14 protein-coding genes are annotated in these 14,064 nt (G+C 39.9%); 8 read left to right on the top strand and 6 right to left on the bottom strand.

Going from position 1 to position 14,064, the window contains the following annotated elements; genetic code table 11:
- Positions 1–23 precede the first annotated feature (23 nt).
- The gene (locus H5202_RS11030) at positions 24–239 is read left to right on the top strand and encodes an LrgB family protein (protein WP_336244795.1); all 216 of its coding nucleotides are present in this window, start codon (positions 24–26) and stop codon (positions 237–239) included.
- A 995-nt stretch (positions 240–1,234) separates the two neighbouring features.
- On the top strand, positions 1,235–1,942 hold the full coding sequence (locus H5202_RS11025; protein ID WP_182772114.1) for a hypothetical protein: 708 nt from the start codon (positions 1,235–1,237) through the stop codon (positions 1,940–1,942).
- Positions 1,943–2,035: 93 nt separating this feature from the next.
- On the opposite strand, the gene H5202_RS11020 is transcribed toward H5202_RS11025, so the two are convergent.
- Both H5202_RS11020 and H5202_RS11015 read right to left on the bottom strand, forming a co-directional pair.
- Positions 2,036–2,422 carry a DUF3301 domain-containing protein gene (locus H5202_RS11020; RefSeq protein WP_011636733.1) on the bottom strand — a complete coding sequence of 129 codons (387 nt, stop codon included), beginning with the start codon at positions 2,420–2,422 and terminating at the stop codon, positions 2,036–2,038.
- On the bottom strand, positions 2,419–3,432 hold the full coding sequence (locus tag H5202_RS11015) for a DUF3549 family protein (protein WP_182772113.1): 1,014 nt from the start codon (positions 3,430–3,432) through the stop codon (positions 2,419–2,421). Before H5202_RS11015 ends, H5202_RS11020 begins: the two co-directional genes overlap by 4 nt.
- Positions 3,433–3,480: 48 nt before the next feature.
- Between H5202_RS11015 and H5202_RS11010 the strand changes: the two genes are divergently transcribed.
- Both H5202_RS11010 and truC read left to right on the top strand, forming a co-directional pair.
- Complete coding sequence (locus H5202_RS11010; RefSeq protein ID WP_182772112.1) at positions 3,481–3,843, top strand: YqcC family protein; 363 nt, start codon at positions 3,481–3,483, stop codon at positions 3,841–3,843.
- An 86-nt stretch (positions 3,844–3,929) separates the two neighbouring features.
- Positions 3,930–4,811 carry a tRNA pseudouridine(65) synthase TruC gene (truC, locus tag H5202_RS11005; protein WP_182772111.1) on the top strand — a complete coding sequence of 294 codons (882 nt, stop codon included), beginning with the start codon at positions 3,930–3,932 and terminating at the stop codon, positions 4,809–4,811.
- Here truC and H5202_RS11000 read toward each other — a convergent pair.
- On the bottom strand, positions 4,808–4,969 hold the full coding sequence (locus tag H5202_RS11000) for a hypothetical protein (RefSeq protein WP_182772110.1): 162 nt from the start codon (positions 4,967–4,969) through the stop codon (positions 4,808–4,810). The genes truC and H5202_RS11000 overlap by 4 nt on opposite strands.
- 170 nt (positions 4,970–5,139) lie before the next feature.
- On the opposite strand from H5202_RS11000, the gene H5202_RS10995 reads away from it, so the two are divergent.
- The 4 genes from H5202_RS10995 to H5202_RS10980 all read left to right on the top strand — a co-directional run bounded on the left by H5202_RS10995 (position 5,140) and on the right by H5202_RS10980 (position 10,164).
- Positions 5,140–5,604: a flavodoxin gene (locus H5202_RS10995; protein ID WP_182772109.1), complete on the top strand. Its 465-nt coding sequence runs from the start codon at positions 5,140–5,142 to the stop codon at positions 5,602–5,604.
- A complete protein-coding gene (locus tag H5202_RS10990; protein WP_182772108.1) occupies positions 5,556–7,034 on the top strand; it encodes a PTS transporter subunit EIIC in 1,479 nt (492 codons plus the stop codon). The genes H5202_RS10995 and H5202_RS10990 overlap by 49 nt, the downstream gene beginning before the upstream one ends.
- Positions 7,035–7,213: 179 nt before the next feature.
- Positions 7,214–8,086 (top strand): formyltetrahydrofolate deformylase, encoded by an 873-nt coding sequence (gene purU, locus H5202_RS10985; protein WP_182772107.1) that lies wholly within the window; start codon positions 7,214–7,216, stop codon positions 8,084–8,086.
- A 164-nt stretch (positions 8,087–8,250) separates the two neighbouring features.
- Positions 8,251–10,164 (top strand): HD domain-containing phosphohydrolase, encoded by a 1,914-nt coding sequence (locus tag H5202_RS10980; protein WP_182772106.1) that lies wholly within the window; start codon positions 8,251–8,253, stop codon positions 10,162–10,164.
- Positions 10,165–10,294: 130 nt separating this feature from the next.
- On the opposite strand, the gene dapD is transcribed toward H5202_RS10980, so the two are convergent.
- From dapD to H5202_RS10965, 3 genes are all read right to left on the bottom strand, one after another.
- Complete coding sequence (dapD, locus tag H5202_RS10975) at positions 10,295–11,119, bottom strand: 2,3,4,5-tetrahydropyridine-2,6-dicarboxylate N-succinyltransferase (protein ID WP_182772105.1); 825 nt, start codon at positions 11,117–11,119, stop codon at positions 10,295–10,297.
- A gap of 50 nt (positions 11,120–11,169) precedes the next feature.
- Positions 11,170–13,743: a bifunctional uridylyltransferase/uridylyl-removing protein GlnD gene (glnD, locus tag H5202_RS10970; protein WP_182772104.1), complete on the bottom strand. Its 2,574-nt coding sequence runs from the start codon at positions 13,741–13,743 to the stop codon at positions 11,170–11,172.
- A gap of 24 nt (positions 13,744–13,767) precedes the next feature.
- Positions 13,768–14,064: M24 family metallopeptidase (locus H5202_RS10965; protein ID WP_182772103.1), on the bottom strand; the 297-nt coding region annotated here is incomplete at its 5' end.

The raw sequence follows: 14,064 nt of genomic DNA, 5'->3' as shown, positions 1-14,064 counted from the left end.
TGTTGTTATTGGTATGAGGTATTATGGGTATGTTGATTTGTGGGCTCCTTTTTCGAGCCGCCAACATAAAAAACAGTTTAGGGTGTGGGATTTCTCTCTGTGCGTCTGCACGATGTGCTCGAGCTTCTAAAGCAAATCAAATGGGGCGAGCGTATGGTGTTATTGCTAGCTTAACCATGATTTTTACCGGTATTGCCATGGTTATCACTGCACCTTTATTTGCGTTACTGTTTAATTAATCTCATATCTGCTTCGACAAATCATTACGCCACTGTAATTGTCTAACCTAAACGTTTTCAAATTACGTAGGTGAACTTCCACCGATGCCGCTTCGCGTCGAACAGAGGGTTTTCTCGACTATTTTGATAAAGATTAACAAAATTAGACAAATTCAAGCCGGAGTTTGTGTTGTTTGTTAGTTGAAAATGTATTTTTTATGTTAATCGTTAACTTGCTGTTTACCTTTTTCGCCACACGCTTTGTAAGAGATGTCTCACAAAGCGTGTGAGCCGAATCACCTAATTATGGGTTGATATTTCTCCTGAATATTTAAGTTATTGATAATATAGTTTATTTAATTTTGTGTTATCTGTGAGGTATTTTAATCATTTAGAGGTACCTGTTTACGTAGAGGTAAATGAATTATTATTTAACTCGTTCCTAGGACGGGAACATTACAAGGTAGTAAAGAGGTATTGGAAGACCTTAAGTATACGGAAATAACGGACGATATTGAGTTTCAGGATGAAACAGTAAACTTGCTCAATGGACGCAATAGCGGATTAAGCAAGTTTTATAACATTATCAGGATGATAGTGTGCAATGGATGCAAGATGCTACGCAAATGATTTGCGACAGGATACGTTAAGAATTTCATGGATGATATAAGGACACGCTCAGGATGGAGCAGGCTCGGTAAAAGGATAATCGAGTAAGAGGGAAAGTACTTAATTGTACAAGGAACATCAAGGATTGAACAAGGATAGAGCAGGAAGCAAGCGATACGCATGGATGGTGCAGGGAGCACATTTATAGCTGGAAAGCTTAACAAGAGATCAAGAGGCCGCGACAGTTACTGTCGCGGCCTTTCTTTTGGCTTTTTTTCAGTATCGTCGGAACTAATGGTGGTTATGTTGTCAAATTGTAAAGTGCCTATGTGCAGGGTTTGAGTACTTCATTTGAGTACCTCATTAAAGTACACAACATCTAACTCACCATTGTATAAGGAGATAACATGAAAGGGTTTAAAGTTGCACTATTGGTTGGTTTTTCATTCGTTTGCTATAACGCCAATGCTGCCGTGAGCGAAGAACAACAACAATGGGTCGAGCAAGCGTTCAGCGATCTCAATAGTAATAATGACGGTACCAAGGTGCTTTGGCTGTATTCACAGCAAACAGTGATGCCAGACATGACACGTATTGAACAATTCAATGCATCCTTACCTGAAACTGAACGTTGGAGTTTGGTGTCTGAAAATGGTGATACTCCTGGTAAAAAGCGCTTAACTGAGTACCGAGAACGTCAACAAGATCTGCATGAAGATAAAGACGAAACTAGCTATGAATTAGCGTTTTCTGATTTAATTGATTTGTCGACATTGGTTTTTGTCGGTGAGGATGACAATAATATGTCATTTACGTTTACACCCAATATTGATGAGCTAGACAATAACGTATTAGCAGGCGTGCTTTATTTGGATAAAACATCCAAGCATTTACGTAAAATTCTCATCAGAAATACTGACGAGTTAAATCCTGCGTTTTCAGTTACTTTAACTAAATTTGAGTTAGAGTTAAGTTTTGATGTGTTTGAGGGATTAGTGATGCCAGCTCATACATCAACCACTATAATGGGTACAGCGGCAATTTTTAAGTCACTCGACAGTGTTCAAACTGTTACCTATAGCGATTATAAAATCCTCAACAATCCACAAACTTAATTGCATTGTGTGGCAATACAAAACGCTATTTTTTTAAAAATAGCGTTTTTTTATATCATTTATTAGTTATTTTGCCTAAAAAGTAGAACTGCTTTAATGGCATTTACCTGAATCGCAGCTTTTACTGCTTCCACAGCTGCCAAATTTACCGCTGGCCAGTGGAGCATCCATCCATTCTGGTTCTGGAAAAATTGGCCATTCGATTTTTTTTGCTCGATTACCATGCATTAAAATATGGCCTCGATATTGGTTAATGCCATCGGTGCTAAATTCGAACATGAATGTTGCTTTCCAACAAATGCCAGTACTGCCACCAATACTTGGCCGGGCCGATTCCATCGCAATAGCGAGTAGTTGTACGTTTTGTTTTTTACAGGCTTGCTCTGTAATCGTTCGGCTTAACTCTGCCATTTGTCGAAGTTGCCAAAAAAAAGCAGCAACAACAACTAAAGCAACAATTAATAAAAAATCAGTCATCATAGGCTGGTTGCTCTAAATAATCCGCCAATCGCGGTTGCTAATTGAACGCTTCTGTCTGGATGCCTTAAGTCGGCTAATAATCCAGAGCGTAAGCTAGGTATTGCCACGATATCAGCAAATACTTGATTAAAGAAGTGCTGCGGCTGTTTTGCCAGCGCTTCTAAATAATGTTTACGAGTGACATCATCTTTTAACGCTAGCCAGTTACGTGCTGCAATTGTTATTAGCGTGTTGTCGTCTAAACGTTGTTGTTCATTTAGCTGGTTAATCGCTGTCATACTGTAATGAACATCAGATGCTAATGCCGCTAAGTACATCACTTTTATATGATCTTCAGCTTGTTTTAATTGATTAAATAAGTGTTCGGCCAGACGTTTATCAATATTAATGTGTTCTAAGCATTGGCAAAGAGCGGCTTGCACTTCAATAGGTGCGTTATCAAGTGCATTAATCATGTCATCAAGAAGGTTGAATTGATGTGCGCGAACGCAAATATCTGCTAAACCTTGTAAACCCAGTTGTGGCCAAGTGTCTTGTGCTGCTTGGCCAGATAAATACTGCGTAGCAAATTCATATTGGCTCGATGCGGGTTGGCCAAGCTGAAGCCTTACTAATGCATTAAATAACGCCAGTTTATGCTGATTAGGCTTAAAGCTAAAAGGATGATTAGCTAATTGTTCTTGTTGTTCATCAGTTAATGCTTGAGTTGGATTGCGACCCAGGGCTTCTAAAATCATCTTAATAAACTGAGTGCGCGGCGCAGGTGATAATAAACCTTGTTCATCTAGAGGTAATTTTACAAACCAAATATAGGGTAATTTTTCTTGTTGCCAAAATACAATAGCAAACTGCGCATGGCCTTGAATAGGATAAGGATATGGCGCCAGTAAAGAGTCAATTTGCTGAAAAGCTAACATATCGATATGTTGTACTCGGCGACCTAAATCGTATATTTGGAATTGTGTATTTGCGGTCGTCAGAAACTGGCTTAAGGTGGTTATCTCGGTCATGGGGTCGTCACTAAATCAAAGAAGTTGGATGGGTATTCAATGGGCTAAATGATATCATACTCCGACTTAGCCTTTATATTGTCGTTCATGTTTATGCTTTATTTAGCCAGCCAACATTATTTAATTAAATTAGAACAATTGCTTAAGGATTTTCAGCTTTGGTCTGATATCTCACCTCCGGTATCAGTTATGACGAGTACGGCACCATTTGGCTGTGATGTAATGGCATTTGAGCAATGGTTGCAGTTTATTTTTATTCCAAAGATGACCGAGCTTATTGCGCAACGACAACCTTTGCCGACCAATATGGCATTAGCGCCAATGGCCGAACATGTGTGGCAAGGTATGCACTATGGTGATGTTCTGATTGCTCAATTACAGCTATTTGACACTTTGCTAAGTCAGCGCTAAGTGGGCAACAAATACCACCACATTCCAACAAAATAAACTAAGCCAATACTGAGTTGGCCAATACACAATAAGTAAAGTGATAACAAATGATCTTAAAAGATAACGATGCTAAACACTCATTAGATAACGATGATTTATGTGAACAAATAGGCTCAGAGGACATTGATGACTCCTCTACTGCAGATACCGAATTAGACGGTGATTTACAACCTCCCCATATCGACATTCTATTTGAAGACGAGCATATCGTTGCCATCCACAAGCCTGCGGGTTTATTAGTTCATCGCAGTTATTTAGCCCGCAGAGAGCGTTTTTTTGCGATGCAGATGACTCGTGATTTAGTGGGTTGCCATGTTTTTCCGGTGCACCGTCTGGATAGACCAACTTCTGGAGTATTACTGTTTGCTAAATCGAGTGAAGTGGCTCGGGCATTATGTGAGCAATTTGCCGATCACAGTATTAAGAAGCACTATTTAGCGATTGTTCGTGGCAATATGCATGAGTCTGGCACGCTAGATTATGCCCTAAAGCAGGAATTTGATGATTTAGGCGATAAACATGTAGACCCCAATAAAGCAGCCCAAGAAGCCGTGACAGATTATCAACCATTACTGAATACTGAAATCCCGTTCAGCTCTGGCCGATACCCAACTAGTCGCTATGCCCTTGTAAGATTAAGCCCTCACACCGGACGTAAACACCAACTTCGTCGCCATATGGCACACTTACGTCATCCAATTGTTGGTGATACAACCCATGGTGATGGTAAACAAAATAAGTTTTTTCGCGAACACTTTAGTATTAACCGTTTGTGGTTGATTGCAAAAAGCCTGCAGTTTGTGCATCCGGTAACTCAGCAAACTATGCATATCGAAACTGAGTTAGAAGCTGAATGGTTGAGCATTTTTAACGCATTTGGCTGGGAAGACGATCAATTATCATCAATGCCAAGTTTGTTGTTAAGTTAATTCATTCTGTCTGCAAGTAAGGCTTTAAGTTTTTCAAATTCGGGGATGTGCGGTATCGGTTCATGCTTCTGTTGTTCGATGTGGAAATAATAGTTACGACGAATGTGGGCGAATTTGTGTTGTAGTTTGAGTTTTCGCTTTCTGCTCACTTGTCGCATTGTCTTGATTCCGTTATTGCGCTATTCATTTTGAGCCAACCAATGTTGACCATATCGATTTACATTACATAATAAAAGACACTTGCGAGAGACTCAAACAATACAGTAAGGTAAGTCGCTAAGACTCAAAGTATTTTTATATCGTATAACATTTAAGGGGAAAGTATACCATGAAAAAGGTCAATGTCGTTTTTGGTACCGTTTATGGTAGTGCACAATTTACAGCTGAAACAGTGGCTACAGCGATTGCAAAATTAGGTTTTACCACTAAGCTTTGGCAACCCAATGAATTGTCTGGTTTTGTACCGCCTCAAGATGAACTACTCATCGTAGTGTCATCAACTACCGGGCAAGGTGATATACCCGAGGATATTTCTCCTTGGTTTAATGAGCTTAAATCCAGTGCACCGTATTTACCATTATTACAATACAGCCTAATTGGATTAGGCGATTCTAGCTATGAAACTTTTTGTGGGGCGATAAAACAATTTGATGAATTGTTAACCGAGTTTGGCGCAAAGCCGCTGACTGAACGATTAGAAATTGATGCCTGTGAAACAATGGAACCCGAAATAGAAGCTAAAACATGGATAGCCAGTTGGCACAACGCCGTCATATCGGTAAACGCAGCGTAAGCTTTTTTACGCAACAGTGGTTTAAATTTGCACAGCGCCTAAGTCAGGCTCTGCTTATACCTATTGCAATTTTACCTGCAGCAGGGGTGATGTTAGGGTTAACCGTTAACCCGCTGCCATTTATCCCTGCAGAATTAAATACAGTATTTTTTGCGGTTGGTAATCTGGTTTTTACCATGATGCCATTGTTGTTTAGTGTTGCAATAGCAATTGGTTTTTGTCGTGATCAAGGCATTGCTGCATTTTCAGCCGTCTTTGGTTTCGGGGTATTTTTATCCACGATGGGGGCTCTAACAAATATTTATGGTTTGGTATCTCGACCGCTATGGGGCATGCAAACGATTGACACTGGTATCGCTGGCGGTATGTTTGTCGGCGCGATTACATGTCTAGCAGTAAATCTTAGTCAACATGTTAAACTACCTGCTATTTTTTCTTTTTTCGAAGGTCGTCGCAGTGCACCCATAATCATTATCCCCCTGTCTATGGCGCTAGCTTACCTATTGGTGCATGTTTGGCCTCCTTTGTCGCATATTATTGAAATTCTTTCTGATTGGGCTGTATATCAAGACCCCGCAATTGCTTTTGGCGTTTATGGTACGGTTGAACGTTTATTGATCCCGTTAGGGTTACATCACATTTGGAATGCACCATTTTATCTAGAAGTTGGACAGTACATTAACCAAGGTTCTGTCATTCGAGGGGAGGTAGCTCGTTATTTGGCCGGTGATCCTTTAGCGGGGAATCTCGCTGGTGGCTATTTAATTAAAATGTGGGGCTTGCCAGCAGCAGCACTAGCTATTTGGCGTTGTGCTGATAAATCTGAGCGAAATAGAGTCGCGGGGATTATGTTATCAGCGGCAACAGCCAGTTGGTTAACCGGGGTAACAGAGCCGATAGAATTTGCCTTTATGTTTGTCGCGCCAATTTTGTTTATTGTGCATGCATTACTCACGGGTATAGCTTACAGCGTGTGTATTTTGCTCGACGTTCATCACAGCATCGTGTTCTCTCATGGGCTGGTAGATTTCACCTTATTATTTTCTCGCTCTGCTAATACTCATTGGATTTGGGTATTGGGTCCGTTTACAGCAGTAATTTACTATGCCATTTTTAGGGCCAGTATTTTAGCGTTTAATCTGAAAACGCCAGGCCGAATAGAGCCGAGTGATTTACCCGCTGAGCCTAAAGAGAGCTTACGAGCAATGATTTCTGCATTGGGTGGACGCGATAATATTGTTGAACTTAATGCTTGTTTAACCCGCTTACGTATAAGTGTTAATCAAGCTAATCTAATAGACAAAGATAGGCTAATGCGCTTGGGAGCTAAAGGCGTGGTTGTTATGGGTAAAGGTGTGCAAGTTGTTTATGGCACAAAGGCTGAGACATTACGTAAATTGCTGCAAAAATATTTAGACTCTCGTCGTTAGTGCGAGCGGGTGTCTGGTTAAGCCACAATAGTTGTTGTTTAACTTGTCATTCATATTTGAAAATTTTGCACCTAAAGCAATATTATTTTTCTTTTATGAGAATTTATCATTAAAAACATCACCTAAAATTATTTTTAAATGGCACACTGTGAAACAGTATTTTAAGAGGAGTTATACGCGTGAGCCATCAAGATAAAACTATTACTACCCCAGCTAATTTACAACGTAAAGTGCTAATAACCGATTGTGCTGATGCTCAAGGGTTAATAGCCAAAATCACCAACGTATGTTTTGCTCATCAATTAAACATTATTAAAAACACGGAATTTGTTGACCATACTCAAGGTCGCTTTTTTATGCGTGCTGAGCTTGAAGGGGTGTTTGATGACGAACGACTCCTGAATGAATTACGTGAAGTGTTGCCGGCTCAAAATCACATGAAACTCGTTGATATGGGTAAAAAACGTATCGTGATCATGGTGACAAAAGAAGCTCATTGCTTAGGCGATATTTTGATGAAGTCTTATTATGGCGGTTTGGATGTTGAGATCGCTGCTGTGGTTGGCAATTATGATGTGCTGCAGCAATTAACTGAAAAGTTCGATATTCCATTTCATTATGTTAGCCATGAAGGTTTGAACCGTCAGGAGCATGAACAAGCCATGCTTGAAGTGATAAAACCTTATGAGCCTGACTTTGTTGTACTCGCTAAATATATGCGAGTATTAACACCTGAGTTTGTGTCAGCATTTGCCGATAAAATTATTAATATTCATCATTCTTTTTTACCTGCATTCATTGGAGCATCCCCATATAAGCAAGCATGGGATCGTGGTGTTAAAATTATTGGTGCCACAGCCCACTTTGTGAATAATCACTTGGACGAAGGCCCGATTATTAAACAAGATGTCATTTCAGTCGATCACAGTTATAGCGCAGAAGAATTAGCCCATAATGGCCGTGATGTTGAAAAAAGTGTATTAAGTAAAGCGCTTCAATTGGTATTAAATGAACAAGTAGTGGTGTACGGTAATAAAACAGTCGTGTTTTAAACTGCGCTAATATGCATCATTTGATGATAAATCTAATGATGCTATTTTTCAGAGATAAACAAAGATGGCTGGTTGTTCGTAAACGACAACATTAAAAAATCTATTATTAAATGTATTCAACTCTACTCAATCGACATATTGGGTCTGTATAAGTAAGGGACTGGATGTTACAAAAAGCTGATTTTTTCTTAAAACCTTCAGAATTACCTAAAACAGTAGGACTATGTTGGGGGATTCTTAATGATAGGCTTGAATTAATTAAGCTGAGTGAACCATTATACAAATTAGTCAACAAACCCATCTCTGCCATTCTAAAACAACCATTGTCTAATGCTTTTTCAATGCTGACCCATGAGCAAATAGATCTTAGCAATCGCCACTCTTCACAACTTATCAATTTTGTTGATGATAAAGGGCATGCATTACAAGCGACGGTAATTCCTATAGAAGAAAGCAGTGAGCATTGGTGCATTACCCTTATCGAAATCGAACTCGATAAAGCTTGGTTATCTGATTTACATCCTGATTATCATCAAGCTATTCAGTCCAGTGATGATTGGCTTAATCAAATAGAAGAAGTGATTAATGCCAGCGGTGCTATGGTGTTTGCGGTTTCATTAAAACAGGCGCTTTCATTGACACAATCGAGTGTGGGTTATCTGCATATGTTTGATGAAAAAAATAATCAAATTGTGCGAACCACATGGAGTGAAAACGTCAGTGAATATTTTACGATTACCAAACAACAAACCTATAAAGCTGATTCTGGTATTTGGGCCGAAACCATCCAAACCCGTAAATCGATGGTCCATAATGAATTAACCAGTATTTCTGAGAATCGCACACAACGACAAGGTTTTTTTGCCTTTAGTAATCATCTTTGTGTGCCTATTCATTATCGAAAAAAACTAGTGGGCATAATCGGTGTCGGAAACCGCGATAAACCTTATACCCAAGTTGACGCCAAATCATTAAGTATTTTTGCGACTATTTTGTGGCACAGCGTCGAATTACCTCGCACTATGAAAGCAGTATCGAGGCAATCTAGCATTATTAAAATGCAAAAAGAAAAGATGACCCTCATTTTGGTGCAGTTGATTGGTGCCATTTCAGAAGCGCTAGAATTAAAAGATGCTTACACAGCGGGGCATCAAAAGTCGGTAGCGCAGTTAAGTTATCTTATTGGCGAGAAAATGGGCTTAACGCCTGAAGCGTTGGAAGGACTAAAACTGGGTTCATTGATCCACGATATAGGTAAATTAGCCATTCCAAGTCAGATTCTATCAAAACCCTCAAGGCTTAGTGATGCTGAGTTTGGCTTGATTAAACAACATCCTGAGCAGGGTGCATTAATTGTTGATGAAGTAGAGTTTCCTTGGCCCATTAAGCAAATGATCCTTCAGCATCATGAGCGCTTAGATGGTTCTGGTTATCCCAAAGGGTTGAAAGCAGATGACATTATACTTGAAGCCAAGATCATTGCTGTAGCGGATGTAGCTGATTCGATTCTTAGCCATCGGCCTTATCGGCCATCGCTTGGAATGGAGGTGTTAACCCAAGAGTTATTAAAGGGTAGAGGTATAATTTTCGATGAAGTCGTTGTTGATACCTGTATTGACATTTTGGCTGTAGAAGACTTTAAACAAGATGAATATGTTAGCACTTTGTCATTAGCCCCAGTTGTGTTTTTAGAGGAATATCATACTCTTGAACATGCTGAGTCTATGATGAAAAAAGCTAAAATAGATGTAGCAGTGGTACTGTCAGAAAAAAATCGAAGCCCAATAGGCGTGGTAGATAATAATGCTTTAGCATTTTGGCATAGCCCGTTTTTAAATACAGCAGCAGAACGTGCAGCTGATAGAAGCTTACTGAATAAACGCGTGCATCAAGTGATGGAACATAAAATAAATATGATTAACGACCGTACCATTTTGAACGATGCCCAACGGACGATGGAAAAAAATAATGTTAATTATTTGATTGTTCAAAATGACAAGCAGTTGGTGATCGGAATGTTAACTTGGCGAATATTAGCGAATGCATTATTGGCCAATGCACAAGCAAAAGCCAATTAGTTTAGTATGTTGTTGATTTAATAAATTCATATTATTTCTAGGAATTTATTTTTTTGATTTAATGAATAATGTAACGACAATAAAAAAGGCTCCTCAGAGCCTTTTTATCAATTTATCGTCGAGTCATAAATTAATCAACGATACGTAACAGTTCATTGATACCCACTTTTCCACGGGTTTTCGCGTCAACTTTTTTGACAATAATCGCAGCATATAAGCTGTATGTGCCACAAGCTGATGGTAAGTTACCAGATACTACAACCGAGCCTGCTGGAACACGACCGTAATGCACTTCACCAGTTTCACGATCAAAAATCCGTGTGCTTTGACCAATGTAAACGCCCATTGAAATTACGCTGCCTTCTTCAACAACAACACCTTCAACGATTTCGCTGCGAGCACCAATAAAACAGTTATCTTCAATAATGGTTGGACCCGCTTGTAATGGCTCTAATACACCGCCAATACCCACACCGCCAGACAAGTGTACGTTTTTACCAATCTGTGCGCACGAGCCAACAGTAGCCCATGTATCAACCATGGTGCCTTCATCAACATAGGCACCAAGGTTAACGTAAGATGGCATCAATACAGTATTTTTACCGATAAATGAGCCTTTACGAACCGTTGCCGGTGGCACTACACGTATGCCTTCAGCTTTAAAACGCGCTTCATCATAATCGGCAAATTTTTGCGGTACTTTGTCGAAGTACTTGGTGTCGCCACCTTCAATCACGCCGTTATCAAAAATGCGGAAAGACAAAAGTACGGCTTTTTTAAGCCATTGGTGAACATGCCACTCTCCGTCAATTTTTTCAGCAACGCGTGCTTGGCCTTTGTCGAGCATATTGATCACGGTTTCAACATCGGCACGAACACTCGGTTCTACGGTTGCAGGTGAGATGTCTTGACGTGTTTCGAATGCTGCTTCAATGCGTTGGCGTAAAGCCTCCATTGTTTTCTCCCGGTATTAAATGATTATTAGCGTAAATAGATGGTTTAAAATTAGTTAGATGATTTTAGCGCCAGTGTTAGCGCTTCAGATAATTGTTGCTGTTGCGGCTCATCTAAGGCCGTTCCACTTTGGTTTTGTAATATAAAAAAATCTTCTGCACGTTCACCAATAGTGGTAATTTTGGCGGCCAATAGTGTCACGTTACAGCGGTAAAAAGTATCACCGACTTTGGCTAATAAGCCTGGTGTGTCTAAAGTGATTAGTTCCATCATACTTGTACCATGGCGAGCACTGGGTAAGAAACTCACATGAGTCGCAACATTAAAAGGTTTCATGATCCGCGCTAGTTTTCTAAACTTCGGCAGTTTTGGATTTTCACTGGCCAAGGCTTTTTCGAGTGCTTTACGAATACTTTGAATACGTGACAATTGGATAATAGGTTCGCCATCTTGTTCTAAAATAACAAAGGTGTCGAGGGCATAGTTATCTTTTGATGTCATGATATTAGCGTCATGAACATTGATGTTTTTATTGTCCAACACTGTCATAACAGTGGCAAAAAGTTTTGGTTTATCTTTGCTATAAACAAAAAGCTCCGTTCCTCCACGTGTTGTATGTTTAGACATTAACACTAATGGTTCATCGTGATGATGCTTTAAAATGGCCTCTGCGTGCCAAGCCACTTGGGTTGGTTGATGGCGTAAAAAGTAATCAGATTTGAAACGAGACCAGAGTTCATCCATGTCTTTTTCTTTCAGGCCACGACGAATAAGTTCTTTTTTAGCTTTGGCCTGGGTCTCTTTAACGCGAGCTTTAACATCAATAGGTTTTTCTTTACCACGAGCCAATACTCGTTGGGTCGAAAAATATAAATCACGCAGTAATGAACCTTTCCAATTATTCCACGTTTTCTCATTGGTGGCACAAATGTCGGCGACAGTCAGGCAATATAAATAACTTAAGTGTGCTGCATCACGTACTTTTTCAGCAAATATTGCAATCACTTCTGGATCTGAAATATCTCTGCGCTGGGCGGTGATCGACATCACTAGGTGATTTTCAACTAACCAAGCTACTAAGCGCCCGTCATGATCATTCATGCCATGTAATTTACAAAAGTCGATGGCGTCTTTTGAGCCTAATTTGCTGTGATCGCCGCCACGACCTTTGGCGATATCATGAAAAATGGCTCCAAGTACTAATAAACCTTTTTTCGGCAACTGATTAATTAAGATGGCGCCTAGAGGAAATTCATCTTTTTGTTCAGCCTGTGAAAAACGGTCAATATTAAGCAGTAATCTATGAGTGTGTTCGTCAACGGTATAAGCATGAAATAAATCAAACTGCATTTGGCCTTCAATCTTACGCCAAGCGGGTAAGTAAGACGATAAAATACCGTGCTGATGCATTAATGAAAATGCGTTAATTCCCCGGGGATGCTTTAGGATCTCCATAAACACTTTACGACAGGCGGGATTTTCTTGCAGGGGTGATGTTAATGCTCTACGAGCATTGCGCAGTAATCGTAATGTCGGCGCGTAGATTTCTTGGATGTTAGAGTTTTTAGCTACCAGTAGAAATAAGCGTAATATTTCTTCGTTATTGCGGCTAAATAAATCGTCATCTAACACTTCAATATAACGCCCACGACGTTGATAAACCTCGCTTATCGGCTGGATTTCCAGTGCTTGAGTGTGCCCTAATGTTGCTCGCTTAAACAATTGCAACAGCATTTGATTAAGCTCCATCACCCGGCGTACCGTTCGATAGTAGCGTTTCATCATTTGTTCGACGGCTAATTGAGTTGCATCTTCGTAACCTAATAAACTGGCTATTTGTCGCTGTAAATCAAACAACAATCGGTTTTCGTTGCGATTAGCCGTTATGTGAAGTGCAAAACGGATTTCCCACAGAAAATTTTGGCATTCAATTAGTTCTGCCAATTCAGCTGGCGCTAGAAAATCGTGCTCGACTAAATCTTCTAATTTAGCAGCATCAAAGTGGCGCATAGCGACCCAAGCGATAGTTTGAATATCACGTAACCCACCTGGGCAGGTTTTGATGTTAGGTTCTAAATCAAAGGCACTGGCTTTGCTATGACGAGCCGTTTGTTCATCTTTCTTGGCATTATAAAAGTCATAAGAGGGCCAAAAGTCTTGTTGACGAATAGCATCGTATAACACGTCAAATAAATATTCATTACCAGTGAGCAATCTGGCTTCAATGAGGTTTGTGGCAATGGTGATGTCAGCTTTACCTTGCTCAATAGTTTGCGCAATTGTGCGAACACTATGGCCTATTTCAAGCCCTGTATCCCAAAGGTAGGTAATGAATTGACCCAGTTGAGTTTCAGTTTCAGGCGATAATTGTTCATCGTCGACTAAAAAAAGCAAGTCAATGTCAGAATAGGGATGTAACTCACCACGGCCATAGCCGCCAACGGCAACTAGGGCAAGATGGCGATTATGTAAGCCAAAATCTTGCCAAGTTTGTGTCAGTAAAGCATCAACAAATTGACTACGATGTTTAACAATATCAGCAATAGGGTGTTTTGCAGTGTACTGCTCAACTAAGCGCTGGTTTAAGTCAATTAATGCGTTTTTGGCGGCCAGCGCAGTATTCATTGATGTCCTTACTAATTTGAGTCTTTAGTGATTAATGATACGTGGGAAGTCTTCTTCTTCACGCAAAGTTAACACTTCTACACCTGTTTGGGTCACTAAAAGTGTATGTTCCCATTGTGCTGAGTTTTTACTATCAGACGTTGTGACCGTCCAATTATCATTTTTATCTAATACAGTAGTATGACGACCCGCATTGATCATTGGTTCAATCGTAAAGCACATACCAGGTCTTAACACGGTTTTATCATTATTTTTATAATGAACAACTTGTGGTTCTTCGTGGAAGCCTGTGCCAATACCATGACCACAATAATCTTGTAC

The sequence above is a fragment of the Shewanella sp. SG41-4 genome, from assembly GCF_014164505.1.
GTDB lineage: Bacteria > Pseudomonadota > Gammaproteobacteria > Enterobacterales > Shewanellaceae > Shewanella.
The sequence above is the reverse complement of the archived record's forward strand: the minus strand, read 5'-3'. Positions and strand labels throughout refer to the sequence as shown.

What these genes read in the sequence shown, in the direction of transcription:
- H5202_RS11000 (WP_182772110.1), bottom strand. Translation starts at nt 4,969, where the DNA reads ATGCGACAAGTGAGCAGAAAGCGAAAACTCAAACTACAACACAAATTC.
- H5202_RS11030 (WP_336244795.1), top strand. Translation starts at nt 24, where the DNA reads ATGGGTATGTTGATTTGTGGGCTCCTTTTTCGAGCCGCCAACATAAAA.
- H5202_RS11020 (WP_011636733.1), bottom strand. Translation starts at nt 2,422, where the DNA reads ATGATGACTGATTTTTTATTAATTGTTGCTTTAGTTGTTGTTGCTGCT.
- H5202_RS11015 (WP_182772113.1), bottom strand. Translation starts at nt 3,432, where the DNA reads ATGACCGAGATAACCACCTTAAGCCAGTTTCTGACGACCGCAAATACA.
- truC (WP_182772111.1), top strand. Translation starts at nt 3,930, where the DNA reads ATGATCTTAAAAGATAACGATGCTAAACACTCATTAGATAACGATGAT.
- H5202_RS11010 (WP_182772112.1), top strand. Translation starts at nt 3,481, where the DNA reads ATGATATCATACTCCGACTTAGCCTTTATATTGTCGTTCATGTTTATG.
- H5202_RS10980 (WP_182772106.1), top strand. Translation starts at nt 8,251, where the DNA reads ATGTTACAAAAAGCTGATTTTTTCTTAAAACCTTCAGAATTACCTAAA.
- H5202_RS10990 (WP_182772108.1), top strand. Translation starts at nt 5,556, where the DNA reads ATGGATAGCCAGTTGGCACAACGCCGTCATATCGGTAAACGCAGCGTA.
- H5202_RS10995 (WP_182772109.1), top strand. Translation starts at nt 5,140, where the DNA reads ATGAAAAAGGTCAATGTCGTTTTTGGTACCGTTTATGGTAGTGCACAA.
- dapD (WP_182772105.1), bottom strand. Translation starts at nt 11,119, where the DNA reads ATGGAGGCTTTACGCCAACGCATTGAAGCAGCATTCGAAACACGTCAA.
- glnD (WP_182772104.1), bottom strand. Translation starts at nt 13,743, where the DNA reads ATGAATACTGCGCTGGCCGCCAAAAACGCATTAATTGACTTAAACCAG.
- H5202_RS11025 (WP_182772114.1), top strand. Translation starts at nt 1,235, where the DNA reads ATGAAAGGGTTTAAAGTTGCACTATTGGTTGGTTTTTCATTCGTTTGC.